Below are 16,526 nucleotides of genomic sequence, written 5' to 3' on the forward strand. Positions count from 1 at the left end.
GTACAACCTAGCTTACAGACCCTTTACTAGAGACAGAAATTAACTACGCCGAAACTACTATTCAGAATTTTTTGACTTATTTTGTCGTTCTACTCTATCATTTAATTGAAAAGAAAAGGAGGAAAACCACTATGAAAAAATTGTTAACCAAACGTTCTTTACCTGCTCTAATAGCCGCCACTTTTTTACTTGCGCCTTCTGTACAGGCGGAAACCCCCTACTACGGAAAGACATACAGTCAGCCTGATCAGGTAAGACACCTCTATCCAGAACTGCCAATAACGGATAACACACCTGCCTTTTCTAGAGAGGGCGAAGCTTTTACTTCTCAGGAAGAAATGCTCTCCTACATTCAACAGCTTGAAGGCAAAAGTCCATATCTGACCGTCAAATCCATCGGAACATCACAGGAAGGACGAAACATCCCAGCCCTTTATTTCACCAAGGATAAACAAATCAATACAAGTCTCCTATCAAGAAAGCCAATTGTGTGGGTCCAAAGTCAGATTCATGGCAACGAGCCTGCAAGCGGTGAAGCCATCCTTGCTATAGCGAATCGTCTGACGGGTGAACTAGGGGAGGAAGTCCTCGATGACATCAATGTCATCGTCATTCCGAGAATTAATCCCGACGGCTCCTACGCCTTTATTAGACAGCTTGCCAATGGTCTGGATGGAAACCGTGATCATATTAAACTCGAAACACCAGAGGTACTGGCGGTTCATAAAGAATTCAACAAATACTCCCCTGAAGTCGTCATTGATGCCCATGAATATTCAGTGTACAGCAGTGCCTTTCGTCAAGTAGGCGAGGAAGGCGCTTTGAAGTATCATGATATTCTCATCCAATCCGGACGCAACTTGAACATTCCTGAAAGAATTCGAACCATGTCCAATCGCCTATTTCAAGAACCTGTTCTAGCAGACTTGGAATCTAAAGGGATTTCAGGAGAAACCTATTATACGGCCGGTTTAGATGATCAGGGTGAAATCGAAATCGTCGAAGGCTCAACCGAACCAAGGATAGGGCGCAATTCATTTGGGCTTGCTCCTTCTTTTTCCTTTCTTGTAGAAAGCCGCGGGATCGGGATTGGCCGGGAAGACTTTGCCCGACGAGTGAATGCACAGATTGCTACACATGAAAAAATACTTACGCAAACAGCCGACCATGCAAGACAAATAAAGAATGTCGTGAAAGCTGAAAGACTGAATCTAGTTAAAAAAGGCTTACTTCCAAATGACAAGGACCCTATTATCATCGATAGTGAAAATAAAGAGCTTGCCGATCAAACCCTTGAAATGGTAGACATCGCCTCAGGTACGGTTCAAGACATACCGGTAAATTATTTCAGCGCGACTGATGCAGAACCAACATTAGTAAGAGAAAGACCGACTGCCTACCTGCTCATGCCCGATCAGCAGGAAATAGCTGAAAAACTCAAAAACCAAGGATTAAAAGGCTTTACGTTGCCTAAGGATGTAAAACTGCCTGCCGAGTCCTTTACCGTCACAAAAAAGGACAATATTGGAGAATACGAAGACAGACAGCTTGTTGACGTGGAAACAAAGGTATCAAAAGAAGAAATCACTTTCCCGAAAGGCAGCTATGTATTCTTGACGGCGCAGCCTCAGACAAACCTATTATCCTTATCACTTGAGCCAGAATCAGTAGACAGTTATGTAAGCTTTAACTATGTCCCTTCTGAAGTTGACCAGGAATTGCCGATATACAGGTTTACGATTGATCCAAAGAAATCGGAAATGAAGAAATTTATGAATAGGTAATAGCGGTTGCTTTCGGTAGCTTCGGATAAGGGGTGAAGGTCTTAGACCTGGAGCTTACTCCCGTGACAAAAAAAATCAACTGCGCCCATTAAGTAGACTCACATAATAATAGTAGAGGCTGCTTTTACGCAGGTAAAAAGAAGACTCCGGTATGCTGCCGGAGTCTTCTTTTCCTTTTCAGTTTTTCCGTTATCGCGATACTGTGATCCATCAAAGGAATTCATATGCCCCTAGGTGAACACCTTTCACCTATTAACCATAGAAAGCCACGGGACAGGTACTTGGGACTGCTCTTCAAATGTACGAATCCCAAGCGCTAGATTAGTCCCAGCACTTCATCCAACATCTCTCATAGGAAATCATCTTCTCACCGCCACCAAAATAATTACTTCATATCAATAATAATAGGATCGCTATCATTAAAAGACTTAATTACATTAGATTCTTCAATAAATAATTTTCGAGCTACATTTCCTATAGTATTAGTTGAAACTGGATCAACAGTGCCACCAATTAATCCACCAGCAAAATTTTTTTATTAAATTTTTTAATTTTTTATGTATTTAACCTGTGTCCTCAACCACAATTACTTCGTCTTTCCTTGAAATTTAAGGTTCATTTAAGGGAAGCGTAAATGATGAACTGCTATACTAACTAAGTGGACATTACTTTATTAGGGGACTGTATAAGAGAAAATGAATTAACGTTGTAGAAGGTATTACTACATTGAGATTACATGTTGCAAAAGCATTAGACACTAAATTAAGTGATGATTTTTAGGAGTTGAATTTCAAATTGATTTTTGATGATCGTTATCATTTACATGTAGGATATTATAAAAATCAAAAAGATTTAGAAGCTATTTTCTTAAAAGTTAAAGATCAAAACATTTGGTGTATGTTCTTGGAAAATGATTTTTATAAACTTAATCTTTCGGAAGAGTATCCTGCTATAAAAGATTTTGGCTTATTGATAGGCATTTATTTAATTGAAAGTGAAGATTTATCTGTGGAACAAGGTTCTGAGCTATTTGAAAAATTTTTGAATGATCAAAATATCGTTTGATGTTTGAGGAAGCACGGCGACGGTTCTCATGCTTCCTTTTCATCCACACAAAACCTCAAACCCACTCTAACTCTTCACCCAACTCCCCCCACTAACCCGCTCCCTCCCAATCAATCCCCCAGCCTCCACGACACTCAGCATATCCATCATTACCGCAAACGCCTGATCAACCCCTGACAAAATCCCAGCCTCCTTACACCCCTCCCACATCTCCCGATAACTCACAAACACATACCCATCCTCACGCCTCACCCGCTCATCACCCAGCAACCCCATCACCACACCAAACACCTTCAAACTCTCAATCCGAAACTCCGCCTCATTCCCCTTCGCATACTCCGTCACCAACATCCCAATCCCTCCCCATTTTCATCATCAAACTCTGAGCCAAGTGACCGTTCCCCACGGCTCACTCAAACCGAACCAACAGAACCCTCCACCTGCGTCCATCCACCCCGAAACCTCCCAAACTCCCTCACAAACTCCAACTTCACCGTCCCCACCGGCCCATTCCGGTTCTTGGCAATCTTCACTTCCACTTCCTGCCCGTTCTTCGAATCCGGATAGTAGTAATCATCCCGGTACAGAAACAACACCACATCCGCATCCTGTTCGATATTCCCCGAGTCACGCAGATCCGACAGCCTCGGACGCTTGTCATCCCTCGACTCCACTCCCCTCGATAACTGGGACAACAGGATGATCGGAATCCCAAACTCCTTCGCCATCCCCTTCAATTGCTTTGTAATATGCCCAATCGCAAGATCATGCCGATCAAACCGCTCCTTCACATTGATCAGCTGCAGGTAATCAATCACCACAAGAAACGGCTCCGTCGGGTACTCCCGCTTCAGATTCATGATCCGCTGTCTGATCTCCGGCAGGGTGATCATCCCATTTTGCGAAAGTTCGAGCTTCGCTTTGTACACGGCGTTCATCGCCCCGTGCATCCTCGGCATCTCGTCCTTCGTCAGATACTTATAGGGATTCTGCCATTTCATCATGTTGATATCCGTGAGGCTTGAGAGGAGGCGCTGCATAATCTGCCTCGAGCTCATCTCAAGGGAGAATACCATGCTCACTCCCTGCTCCCTGGTGCATTCCCATGCGAGCTGGATGGCGAAGGCGGTTTTCCCCATGGAGGGTCTCGCAGCGAGGATGATGAGCTCCCCTTCCTTCCACCCTCCCGTCAGAGCATTCAAGCTCTCGAATCCCGTCGAGACACCGGGAAGTCCGTCCCTCTCCATGTAAAGAGATTCATAGAGATCCATGATGATCTCGTCCTTCGTTTCTTCGTCCGTGATCGTGTTGGTATGCATGTCAATAAGTGCTTTGTAGAGGTCCTGTGCGGATTCCGGGGTGTAGGCGCTCAGGAAGTGGTTGGCCGAATTCTTGATGAGGCTCAGTTCGTAATACTTCAGGACGATCTGTTCATACTGCTCGATGTTCACCGTCGTCGGGCAGTAGTTGGCAAGGGCCAGGAGAAACTGAACCCCTCCGACATTCTCAATATCATCCCCCAGCTCCTCCACCACCATGACCAGATTGATCTCAAGCCTCTTCTTCTGAAGCCCCTTCATCGCTTTAAAAATCAGGCGGTTCTTCACCAGACTAAAATGCTTCTCCTCCAGGGTCAGTTCATCCAGGACACCAGGCTCCATAAGAACAGCTCCAATGATCATGCTTTCCGCTTCATGCACTTCGCGAAGCAGCTGTTCATCGTGCCCAGGGTGGTGCAGGTCGTGTCCACTCGTTTCGTCGTTCATTCTCAATTCGTATCGCTCCTTCTTTTTCCCACGCTTCCATGGTTTGTAGTATCGTCGTTTCCTCCACCGACTGTTCATACAGCTCGGAGATCGTCGGCATATACTGGCTCACTTTGATATGGGCATCGACTCGTCTCTTCACCAGGTGATAGTCACAGTTCTCCAGGTGCCGGTACCAGATCATCGCCGTCTCACGACTGAGGAGCCGCTGAGGATAAGCACCCTTGATCATCTTCACCAGCTCCCTGAACTCCCCGAACGTCATGCCTCCGTCACAATCTCCTCCAACCCTTCCAGCAAGTCATCAATGTGCTGCATCGATTCCCGAGGAGAGATGTACGCCTCAAGGGCCTTCTCCAAATACCTCGGACTGTTGATCGTCAGCTTCGGATTGATGCTCTGCTGTCTGTCAAACTCCTCATCCATGAACACAATCAGCTCCTCCGTCGACAACTCGCTCAAGCTGATCCGCTCCATCGCCACATAATCTATCGGGGTCAATATCAACCCTCTCTCCCTCCTGCCAATGAAATGCCCGATCAGCGCCTGCAGCCTCTCTTCTTCCTTAGTGCCGTTAAGGTTGGTGGTGTTCTCTATCTCTTCTTTCTCTAAGTTCTTAAGTCTGTTTGCAGGTTCTCTCCGTACCTGTTTCACATCCTTTTCGCCGCACGAAGACGTCCCGGAACCAGCCCCATCATCAGGCTGGTCACCACCGGATTCATCACTCCCATCCTCCTTCACAGACATCCCCATCCACTTCAAATAATCGCCACAAGCGAAATCCTTCGTCGGCCTTAGCGTAAACACATACCCATGCTCATACTTCTCCGCCTTCAACCACCCACACTTCTCCAACCGCTTAATCGAACGCTGAATCCGCGAATGCGAATACTCATCAATCTTCTTCCCATTGTAGAACCACAGATCCTCCCGCAGCTTCCGGAGCGAACGCACATACTGCCTCTCCCCAAGCACCACACCCCCAACTTGAACCCCGCCTTGATGGGTCGCATTCAACAGAATCAACACATACAAACGAAGATCCTCCGGGTGGTGAAACATCTCCATATCCAACACGTCCTGCTCCAACTTTCTCCATCCACTCATCACAATCACTCCTATTTCATTTTGGTTTCACCCTTTATATAGGGGGATGGGAGTGAAAGGGACACCCTATGGATAAATTTTTTATAAAAAAAGCCATTCGGGTGGGATCCGAATGGCTTTGGGGCAGTTCCTTATTAAATTAGAATAAAATCTCGATTAACTATCAGGCACTAACGCTCAATATATATTTCTATTAGCTCCATTGTTCTATTTCCATTTTTTATTCTCTTCATTATAACTTTTTCTAGCGTTGTCTATAATCTTTTTTAAAATGGGTATAGTGACTGTATAAATAGTAACTGTAAGTGAGATAAGACTCACCAAATTAAAAAAAGTTATATACGATTTTCTATTTATCCAACTAGAAAGGCCCTTATTTTCATAGAAGTTAGGTAAGGGAAAATATTTATAAACCAAAAGCATAAAAAAGCAAATGATGGACAAATACAAACACCAATTCAATATATAAAGAGTTAAATATTTATGTTGATCCCCTGTCTCTATAAACCTAGATAACTTCTTCAAACTAGTATTAGCTAGCATATGTTCTTTTTTTATTGACTTTTCAAAAGGAAAAACTCTTCTCAATACAAGAACATAAAAGAAATTAATTAAGTAATATAGAATCATTCCCCCAACGTATAAATAACAAAAAATTACAGGAATCATTAAATATTTATAGAAGTGGGAATCATTTATTATAATCAAAATAATACCCAATATATAAGAAAAAGTTAATATTTTTATTATCATTCTATAGTAAAGAGGTAGTGTAAGTAACCTACTCTCTTTTCTCTTTATGCGATCCAGAGTGTTTAGGGCTATGATTAAAACTAGAAGAATGACACAGTAAGCCAAACTTAGTAGAATATTTGGCATAGTAAATACAAATGGTCCTATAATAAAACAAATTAAAAATAAAAGTAACTCTATAGCACTTAACTTCCTAAATTCACTTTGCTTACTCATGATAAATTATATTCACACTCTCAGATTATTAATAACATCCAATAATGAATCTTGGTTAATCTTCCCTATTCAACATCCATACCTTCTTCAAAGGAATCTCCGCTTTAAGATCATCACTTAAAGCATCATAATTTTCGAATAATTGTTCGATTATTTTAGCAGAATCCCATAATCTCAATCTGAAAAATTGTTTTGGAATTTCCTTCTTAACTGAACTTTTAAAACCATTCCATGAAACTAATAACCCATAATCCGCATTCATATTACTCATAGTACCAATTAATTGATCCATAGTTGGGCGATCAACAGGGGCATCTGTTGTTTTAATTTGAACACAAATTTTTGGTGAGCCAAATCCAAGGGTATCTGCAGCCGCTAGAATATCTACCCCTTGGTCAGCACCTTCAGGACTTTTATATGTAGTAAATCCTTTAGCCTTTAGTATTCCTTCTATAAGTGTCTCCATTTTATGACCTTTAAATTTCTTAATAATATGCTCCGAAATTCTATCGGCAATAAATTCTTCTAAATCAGGTATTACCTCATCTTCTGTTTCTTCAATCTTTTTAGGAATAGGTTTGTCAACAACATGCCAACCATTTTTATGCATAGACTTAATTCTCTCTTCAGCGTTATTTTTATGAATTTTACATATTGTCATAAAAGCGCCCATTGAGTAGAGTATGTCCTGTTCAAATCGATCACGAGGAACATCCTGAGCAAACCACTTAACATCTCGATAATGATAATAAGGACTTCCTAGACTCTGATCATAACTATAATCGCTAGTTATTTCTCCAAAATGAATAGTACGATTCATTTTACTTGGCAACACAATCCAATCTCCAATCTTCATTCTATGTGCAATAGGATAGATTTGAGAAGCCCAATTAATAGCTGTCTTTTGTTTCTCAAGTTCATACTTATCTACTAGATAAGTATATAACTCTTCTTTTTCTTCTAGTTTTTTTAAATTTATATTTAAGTCATCCCAGGTTAAGTAGACACGATTATCTTGCAGAAATTTATCTTCGAACTCACCATTTGATCCAGCACGAAAAAGCCAAATACTCATACATTATCACTCCATTTTGTTAGTATTGTTCATTTATTTAAAGATGCACTCTTTAATTATCTTAAAAACCTTTGCAGGGTATTTCTGTAAAGTATCTAAAGGGACAGTATTTATTAATTCGTTATTCTGCAAAATCTCAATCTGCTCATCAGTGGTATTCAACAAAACCTCCACATGCCCAATCTGATAAGCCAAAACCTTCCGAGCCCGATCCACCGAAACATCGTCCAAACTAGTAAACACCTTACTAGTCAAACGCCTCAACATCCGCCAAAGCTTAATCTCCTCACCAGACTTCATAAACAACTCCGGAAGCTCCTCAGACTGCTCTAACAATGACATCGTCGTCATCATATGAGACTGGATTCCATAACCTACTGGTCGAATCACCTGCTTCAAGGCTTGCCAACTCTCCACTTCGAATCTCACCTTACCGTCATACACCTTTATATCCTCAACTCTTCCATAATACTGAATCCCATTCACTGGACCAGTCTCACTACTCACTTCACTCGTGACATACAGAGCAACATACAAACTCTCCTGCCAACCTCTCTTCAAAGAAAAAGAGTCCAGCTCAAAATATTTGCCCCTCTTATACTCTTGATAACCCGACCTGTCATTCACCGTTCCAACAAGCACCTTCTCATCCAAAGAAGACTCCCAATGTATCCAAGCACCAGTAGGCAGCACACCCTCCTCCTGCAGATCCTCAGGGTTACTCTCCACCAACCGTTCCACTAATGTCTCCACCAGCACAGTCGAATTAGGCAAAAATGGCAGTCCACCAATATTCACCTCATCAATACTCTTATAAAATGGATGCTCTAAGTAAGCCTGCTCTTCATTCCACGGAAATAGCACATACGCACCAAAAGAATACCGCTCATAGCTATCCCTCTCATGATGCTTCTTCACTAATGCATCTCGGTATCGGTGCATCGTATTAATATCCTCTTCTAACGGGCCAACCTTTTCAGCCTGATCTGATCCGAAACCGAAATCTATTCGATACTTCGCATCAAACACATAATGATAGCGATTATGAGAATGCTTCTTCTCCACCTCAAGCATAATATCAGGCTTCTGCGTAACCGTAGGTACCTTCCCTTCTCTCTTTTGAAAAGAAAGGACAATCCGCTCACCAGTCTGAGGATGCGTAAACACCTGCTTCGCGTTTGAAGTTTGGTCCAGATCAACAAATAATGCGCCATGACGAATCGCCACAACATCCTGATATTCAGGTACATACTTCGCTCTTAATATCTGCCCCATCTTCAAGTAGGTCCAATACTCATAAAGCGTCGCTACATCCTTCACCGACATTTTAAATAGCTCACCTCCAAGCATTAACCCTCTGGTCACTACAAGATAGATTTTATAAGCGTCCCGATAACCGATCTTTCGCTGAATCACCATGCTTGTAACCGTTCGATCCACGCTGCTGATACCTTTCCAAAATGATTTATTCAAATAAGTCTTCAAGGTACCTTGCATCCGTGTCACCTTGTCCAGTAGTTCTTCATCTACCTTCCGCTCATACCTACCTGATTGACTGCTTATCTTAGCAGCAAGATCCGCCAGCTTATGAGTAAGCCGCTCCATCATCCACTTCACAAATCGATTCTCTAACGTATCATAAGTAATCGTCTTTCGAGCATTTAACCCCTTAACAGGAAAAACAGGCTTATCATGCAGCACCAGGCCATTTTCAGCTTCCATAAACATCTGAGGATTACTTCGTAAATGCTTTCTTCCCTTGCTATCCAATCTCTTAATCCGTTCCCCTCTCACCATCTGATGCTCCGTCAGCAACTGGTGATGAGGCTGTTCCTCAATTCGTTGAATAGACTTGATAAAGCTCTTAAAATAGAACTCTATTAGCCGATAAAACTCCGTCAAAGAAGGATTTTCCGATAAATGATTAGAAGCTCCTAGAAACGTCTTCTTTATAAAATGAAAAGCCAGATTATACACTTCATCATTAACTTCCTCTAGTAGCTTGCGATAATCATCCTTATAACTTAATTTCGTCGGGAAAATCTCAAGCTTCACATCAAGTAAAGTCTTCTCATTATGCTTAATCGAAAAGCTCGTATACCCCACTTCATTCATAAACTGCAAATTCCCCATAAGAATTGGCTGACTTCCTCTACCTACTGGTTCAACCGCATTCCTTAAACCTGGGTGCTCATGATAAAAAGTGAGACTTTTATCTGTCTTCGGTGATATCACAATCTGATAGACTCCATTTTCAAAGAAAATAGGTGCAAAAGACAGCGCCTGGACTTCTTCAAGAGAATCCGTTTCAACATCGTACAATTCAACCGATCGAACGCCCTCACCGCTATAGGTAAACGTCATCGCTTCCTTCTCAATAGCAGAATGCTTCCGATACTGTGATAAACTCTCGAACCTCGCATTATAAGGCATACCTTTGATATAAAGGGAGAAATCCTCGGTCTCAATGTACAGCATCTCTTTCGTTTCCGATCCATTCATCCTTAACTACCCCAGAAAGAAGTGAAGCCATCATGCATGATTTTCGGAATCATATTAGACAGCTTTTCGGCTGATTTTGAAAAACGAGCTTCTTTCACGATCGAGGTTGAATTCAGCTCATCCCACTCATGACTTGTACAGAACAGGAATAAATTCTTCAAAGCCTCTTCCGTTTTCAGGTCATTACCTGTTAACCTTGGTAGAACCTTTTGAAGCAGCTGATAATCAAAAGCGTCTTCAAACTCCATCAGCTGTCCTTCATTGTTATAAATCATGTAAAAGCACACTTCATCCCTTACCCGGTAGCCGAAATGAGCCTTTATCGGTTCTAATATCGTATTTACCTCAACAAGCAGTGCAGTGACATTTCTCACCAGTTCCTCATGATCAAAGAAAGCATCTTTCAGATTTAGAAACCTTCCAGCCATTTGTTGATTGTCTATAGCTACTGGTTCAGCAATAGAATCCTTTGTTAGAAAACCAAAATGATCTAACACCACGTCATTATACTCAACCGTATTCGCACGATCTAATACCTTCGGACTGAACGGATGAGTCGTCTCATCCATGTTCACTGTCCCAATAATATAGAAATTATCTCGTAAAAGAAGTCTCCCTACCTCTTCTTCCTCCACGACAGGAGCAGAAACCATCTCACCATCCAGACGATCACGACTTTCCATCACACTCAACAAGTCACTAAAATAATATTCTACACGTGCTAGATTCATCTCATCCAGAAGTAAGAAATAAGGTTTATTACGATTATCAGGCTGATTCGCTTCCATTAATACTTTTGTTAACGGTCCTGCCTGGAACTCACCTTTAATATCCCGATATCCAATAAGGTCCGATCCATCACTCCAGTCAGGTCGAACTGGGATTAGGGCAAACTGTCCATTTTCGGCCGTCGCACCGAGACTTTCAGCGAGCAACTGAACAATCTTCGTTTTACCAGTCCCTGAAATGCCGGACAGAATAACGAAAGGCTTTGTTTTTAGAGAAAGGAATAAGTTGATAATGTCCTTGCGATTATAATAGTATCCTTTAGTAGAAATATAATCATGAATATGATCAATCAGTTTATCATCATTCTGAAACTCTACTTTGATTTCCTCTTCTTCAGACAGAACATCCTCTGTATGGGCTTGAGTATTAGAATACTCTATGTACCTTTCATAATAAGTAATCATGCTCTCTAAATCGTCCATAAACTCTCCTTCAGAAGGCATGTCGTCTTTTTGGTATTCTATGTAAGCTGCAGTCGATAAAGTATACCCCTTCGCTTTAATTGACTCTCCTAGATATAATTCATTATCTTTCTTAACCGAAGCCTTCATTTCAACATAATCACGGATTTCCTGCTTACGCTTCAACATTTCTTCTTTGGTCGTTTCTGTTACTCCCTGTGCCAACGTTAAATAAAGTCTACTCATATCTTCACTGAATAAATAAACGATATAATAGCCTCTTTGAGTAGAAGTCGTAATTTCTTTATTCATAATCGCAATCCAAGGAACAGAAGCCCAGTTCCCTTGACCAACTGAACCCGTAACAGCATATTGTTCATTCAAGCAAGGCAGCTGTTTGAACACTTTAGGTACATCGTTTCTTACATATGATCCAAGCTCATTCCCTCCAAAAGGTTGGGCCTTAGCTGACACATAATTATTCATAATATATAAGAGTTTTTCACGTATCGAGGTCTTCACAATAGGATGCTCCTTTGGTCTATTGACTTGAATATTCGGGGTGTACTCATCATCAATTAAATCTACATATTGAAGCCATTTGAGGAGATTCGTCGTTCTTTCTTTGGCTACACTATCCACCATTAGATTATCCCCAAGTGAATTCCTTACAATTAATTTCCCTACCTCAATCAAGGCTCTCTTTTTCTCAATAGGGGTATGATTTTTTAAAAAGCCCAATATTTCAAGTGCGATTCTAAAATACTCTTTATGTAACATTTGTTGCCTTAATAGCTCTATCTTGTTAGATGATTGAATGTATTCATGGAAGAGTTCCTCGTTTTGATGTTGATCCTTATCCAGGAAACCTAACAACCTTAAGTCCTGACGTGATCTAGACTTGATTCGATACTCATTACCTTCCAGTTGTTCACTTAATCTTTCAGGTTGATAAGTACCCTCAATAACCTCCTCTAAAAAAGTGGTTACTTTATGGATCTGCTCATTCGGCAAATCATCTGTTCTGAACTCAATGAACGAAAGGGCAATCTTTTGTCCTTTCTCCACTACCTTTACAAAAGGCAGCTTTGCGAAGAAAGACATAATAAAAGAAGTTCTCCCCTTCGTTTTTACAAAGTCCTCTTTAGTAACCACTCGTTTCGAGGAAAACTCTTCCCACGCTTGCTGCAAAAACTCAAAAGAAATACTTTCATAGGAAGTCGTTTTTTCACCGCGCTGGAATTTCTCTAATGATGACCCCGTCTCTACAAAGATCCCTTTTTCATTTATCTTTCTTATGTAGTTCTTTTTCTTCAGCGATAAGGTCTCTATCATTTTTGTTTGCTGTGCTAATGATTTTATGATTTCTATTATCATAGTTGTCTCCTAAATAGTCATTTTCTATAGTTTATCACAATTATTTCCATGTAATAAAAAAGCCTCCCCGCAATATGCTAAGAAGCCTAAATAACTTTATTCCCGATTTAATTATAGAAGGATAGGTTCTGATAAAAATGATCCTCAAAGAAGTTGTGAACCCAGCAAGAGTTTTTCACTGAGACAACATGATAAGCTATCTTCTAAGTATTATTAGATGAAAGCGTTTGGAAAAGGACCTGCAGATTAGGGTTTAACAGAGCAAATAAATACCTCCAGCTGAAAGATGAAAAAACAAATATTTAAGTAGATTCGGTGAGTGATATTCTGGAATATAAAGAACATATCATGGAAGTGGATAGGCATTTTGAGTCTATTACCAGTAGAAAATATTTGAAGCGAGTGAACGTATCTTTCACTTTGGAAGTCAAGACACGTCCACTCGCTATACGCTTTTCAATTATTTTTAAAGCACTACATTGAATGATTCAAAACAAGTAGTGGTTCATGATGGCTTTTCCCCTTTGCTTAGATACTTACCTATAATAAATAAGAATTTTTGACACTCTTTATTGCTTCACTGAATACTCTTCATCAATGTCTATTGGGTTTGCATCTTCAATCAGATTATTATCTTGCATTTCTTCTAGTAATTCAGATAGATGATTTAACGAAGTCTCATGTTTTACTTCATTATTTATCCACACTACTTTTTCATCTAATTCTTTCTGCCAGAAATGTTTTATGTTTTGGGAATACTTAAATGGATTCATCTCCGGATGTTTTGCTTTGTATTTATCATAATCCTTGCTTTCAATAATCCTACCAATATTCGGGATGTCATTAGTACTGTCATACTGTATAGCCGATAGTTTAAGTTCATATTTTGAAACAAACCATTTTTCAGAAAAATCATTAATGATTTTATTAAGAGATTTTGCAAAATACTGATGTTTCAAATCTCGCACATCAACTATAGAATTTATTATTTCTCTGTCAATCTCATTAAAGATATCATAATAAATTCCACTTACAATTTCAGGTTTTTTCTGTTGTTGTAAGACATTTAACAATTCATCTCGTGTCGTTTTACTACCCATTTTGTAATCAAACAAAAATCTATCAATTGTGGTATAAGTAGAAAAATTATTTGTGACTGGTTTTCTCCCCGAATCATATTCAATATTTTGATTTATATCATATCCATCTTTTTGTTCATTATCAGCCTGTTTGTTAGTTTGAATAATTTTCTGTAATTTGGCACTCGTGTCTTCTAGAATCTCTTCAATAGTTGATAGGTCTGCTAAATTTGATATTTCTTGGAACAAGTCTTTTAATTTTAATAAGATATTATTATCTATTAATTCCTCATTAAAGGGCTCTTTATTTTCCAAGTAATATTCATTAATAGATTTTATATCCTTATCAACAATAAATTGAGTATCCTTTGAAAAGACATCTAAGATAACATCAACGATAACGTTTTTACATAAATTCATTACATCTGGGTTTTTAAGATGTAGAAGTCTAAGTTTAGGAAAGCCTACTGAACCTTCGTTATTTTTCATGATTGAAGAAAGTTTTAATAATTCTTCAGAATATCCTATTATAACTATTTCCTTAATATTATTACCAACTGTTATGTTAGGAACAAATCCAGAGGTATGGTCAATTTGTAAAATTTCTAAATCCTTTAGGTGAATCTCTTCTTGATAAACATTTCTAGTTGTTAATGCGATATTAAGCTCTATTAAATTTTTCGATTGTTCTAAAACACCTTTGTCAATTACAAGATCTGTATTTCCTAATATTGTTAAGTTCTCTATATTATTCGGTGCATCTGATCCAATGTAAAATATATCTTTTGAATCTGACAGGGCAGAACTAAAAAAACAGTCAGTTATTTCTAATCTCTTCAATGACTCACATACAGATATATCTGTATAGGAATCATCTATATCGTTAAGTAGTGTACAATGCTCCATTCTAATATAAATCAGGTTACTACCATTAGCTAATACTTGATTTAAGAAATTAGTATTAATTTCTGTGTTAAAAAAAATAACTTTACTAACCCATTTTAGTAATTTTAAAAACTCTTTGGAGTTACTAAGTTTATTAAAGTCAGCTGATTCAATAGTTTCTTCGATGTAAATCCGAGAAATTTTAAAAGTATTTTGATTGATTTGCAAATTTTTTACTATCTGAAGCACTTTTTCTACATTACTTGGGTTTATTCTCAATTCATTTATATTTCGAAAAGAAAAATGATGCCTAGTTAATGATAACTCCGATAAGATGTCTTCTTTTGGAAATCTATTTGGCAAAAAGGAACTTATAGTCTCATATTCTTTATAGCTAGAAACAATTAATTTATCATGCAATAATATTTCTAAGAAAGGAACTAGTACAATTTTCTCGGCAAGAGAAGAACCGAACTCCCTTAAAATCTCTTCCATTTTAAGAATATAGTCATCTCCGTAATAAAAAATGTATACTTTGCTTGCTTTTTTTATTATTCTTGAAAGGAATGGGAAGTCACTACCTTTAAGAGAGTGTCCTATAATATATAGGTTATTATTCGCATCTTTCTTGTCCAAATCAATAATAGACATTATTTTTTTTCTTGTTGAATTTAGTAATTCATTTTCTTTAATTCTAAATAACTTATCATTTATTAAAGACTGAGAATAATGAATATTATTAATATCCTCACTGTCAGTAAATCCACCCCCAAATAAAATATTTTCTTCATCTAAACTTCCATGTATATGGAAAACTCTGTCCTTTGCATTTTTCACTTTTATACTGGATCCTGGCATACTGTTATCATAAAGTACACTCTCACATAAATCCTCAATGGTGTTAGTATAATTAAAATTAATAAAAAATGTATTTTCATCTTCAATCATTTTAATAAAGAAAGGATTTATTGGTTCTGTAAATCTTTTAAACCCAGAACTGCCAATTTCAATTGTCTTGTGTTGAACCCATTTGGGGTATTCATATGAAAGATATTCCTGGAAATCTTCTTCTAATTTTTTTATAGAGTCATTTATAGATGATATATCAAAAATATCTTGCGGTTCTTCATTTTTATGAGATCGATTATTGATTTTCCTTACTGTTTCTTCATATAAACTTTCAAAATCAGACCAGTTTAAATGAAACCCCTCGTATTTCCTTAAAAATAGTCGATTATAGTTGTATAATTCGTTATCTCCAGAGAATCGTTTCCTATACTTAATATACTCAATAAAATGCTGATATGAACTTTTGAGACCAAGACTCATATCAAATCCATTCCCTACAATAACTATGTTCTTTGAACTATTATTATCTAACTTTTCTTGACTTTCTTTTCTCATATATAACATTCTCCCGTCCATCATCATCCAATTGTCTATAGCTTTATCCAAAACTTCACACGTTAAGATCAAAAAGGGGCGTTATTATAAAATTTAAATTGAGTATGTACACATAAGTGGTGAAGAAGCTTAACTTATTTTGATTTTAGTCGACATTATGTATTATTAAATTAAAAGTCATCTAATTAATTGGTACTTATTTCTATTATACTACAGGCATTTTATGATAGACATACTATTACTAATCATTTGATAAATCATGAAAAACAATGTTTAATTTTCACTTGTTCTCACTTATTATAAATAAACAAAAGAAGCGAGAG

11 protein-coding genes are annotated in these 16,526 nt (G+C 38.4%); 2 read left to right on the forward strand and 9 right to left on the reverse strand.

Going from position 1 to position 16,526, the window contains the following annotated elements; translation table 11 throughout:
• The first annotated feature begins 131 nt into the window (after nucleotides 1-131).
• Both F0342_RS00710 and F0342_RS00715 read left to right on the forward strand, forming a co-directional pair.
• The gene (locus F0342_RS00710; RefSeq protein ID WP_149154147.1) at nucleotides 132-1,784 is read left to right on the forward strand and encodes a M14 family metallopeptidase; all 1,653 of its coding nucleotides are present in this window, start codon (nucleotides 132-134) and stop codon (nucleotides 1,782-1,784) included.
• Between the two features lie 795 nt (nucleotides 1,785-2,579).
• On the forward strand, nucleotides 2,580-2,849 hold the full coding sequence (locus tag F0342_RS00715; protein WP_188048345.1) for a DUF3986 family protein: 270 nt from the start codon (nucleotides 2,580-2,582) through the stop codon (nucleotides 2,847-2,849).
• Between the two features lie 66 nt (nucleotides 2,850-2,915).
• Here F0342_RS00715 and F0342_RS00720 read toward each other — a convergent pair whose 3' ends face one another.
• The 9 genes from F0342_RS00720 to F0342_RS00755 all read right to left on the reverse strand — a co-directional run bounded on the left by F0342_RS00720 (nucleotide 2,916) and on the right by F0342_RS00755 (nucleotide 16,203).
• Nucleotides 2,916-3,200: a hypothetical protein gene (locus tag F0342_RS00720; RefSeq protein WP_149154149.1), complete on the reverse strand. Its 285-nt coding sequence runs from the start codon at nucleotides 3,198-3,200 to the stop codon at nucleotides 2,916-2,918.
• Between the two features lie 62 nt (nucleotides 3,201-3,262).
• Nucleotides 3,263-4,615 (reverse strand): replicative DNA helicase, encoded by a 1,353-nt coding sequence (locus F0342_RS00725; protein WP_149154150.1) that lies wholly within the window; start codon nucleotides 4,613-4,615, stop codon nucleotides 3,263-3,265.
• The gene (locus F0342_RS00730; RefSeq protein ID WP_149154151.1) at nucleotides 4,566-4,880 is read right to left on the reverse strand and encodes a replicative helicase loader/inhibitor; all 315 of its coding nucleotides are present in this window, start codon (nucleotides 4,878-4,880) and stop codon (nucleotides 4,566-4,568) included. The genes F0342_RS00725 and F0342_RS00730 overlap by 50 nt, the downstream gene beginning before the upstream one ends.
• A complete protein-coding gene (locus F0342_RS00735) occupies nucleotides 4,877-5,722 on the reverse strand; it encodes a hypothetical protein (protein ID WP_149154152.1) in 846 nt (281 codons plus the stop codon). The genes F0342_RS00730 and F0342_RS00735 overlap by 4 nt, the downstream gene beginning before the upstream one ends.
• 207 nt (nucleotides 5,723-5,929) lie before the next feature.
• Entirely contained in the window at nucleotides 5,930-6,691 is a 762-nt protein-coding gene (locus F0342_RS24585; RefSeq protein ID WP_188048346.1) for a hypothetical protein, read from the reverse strand.
• A 55-nt stretch (nucleotides 6,692-6,746) separates the two neighbouring features.
• Nucleotides 6,747-7,766: a restriction endonuclease gene (locus F0342_RS00740; RefSeq protein ID WP_149154153.1), complete on the reverse strand. Its 1,020-nt coding sequence runs from the start codon at nucleotides 7,764-7,766 to the stop codon at nucleotides 6,747-6,749.
• A gap of 33 nt (nucleotides 7,767-7,799) precedes the next feature.
• Nucleotides 7,800-10,268 (reverse strand): restriction endonuclease-like protein, encoded by a 2,469-nt coding sequence (locus F0342_RS00745; protein ID WP_149154154.1) that lies wholly within the window; start codon nucleotides 10,266-10,268, stop codon nucleotides 7,800-7,802.
• 2 nt (nucleotides 10,269-10,270) lie between these two features.
• Nucleotides 10,271-12,835: an MrcB family domain-containing protein gene (locus tag F0342_RS00750; protein ID WP_149154155.1), complete on the reverse strand. Its 2,565-nt coding sequence runs from the start codon at nucleotides 12,833-12,835 to the stop codon at nucleotides 10,271-10,273.
• Nucleotides 12,836-13,404: 569 nt separating this feature from the next.
• The gene (locus F0342_RS00755; protein WP_149154156.1) at nucleotides 13,405-16,203 is read right to left on the reverse strand and encodes an AbiH family protein; all 2,799 of its coding nucleotides are present in this window, start codon (nucleotides 16,201-16,203) and stop codon (nucleotides 13,405-13,407) included.
• Nucleotides 16,204-16,526: the final 323 nt, after the last annotated feature.

This window comes from Bacillus sp. CH30_1T (genome assembly GCF_008364765.1).
GTDB lineage: Bacteria > Bacillota > Bacilli > Bacillales > Bacillaceae_B > Rossellomorea.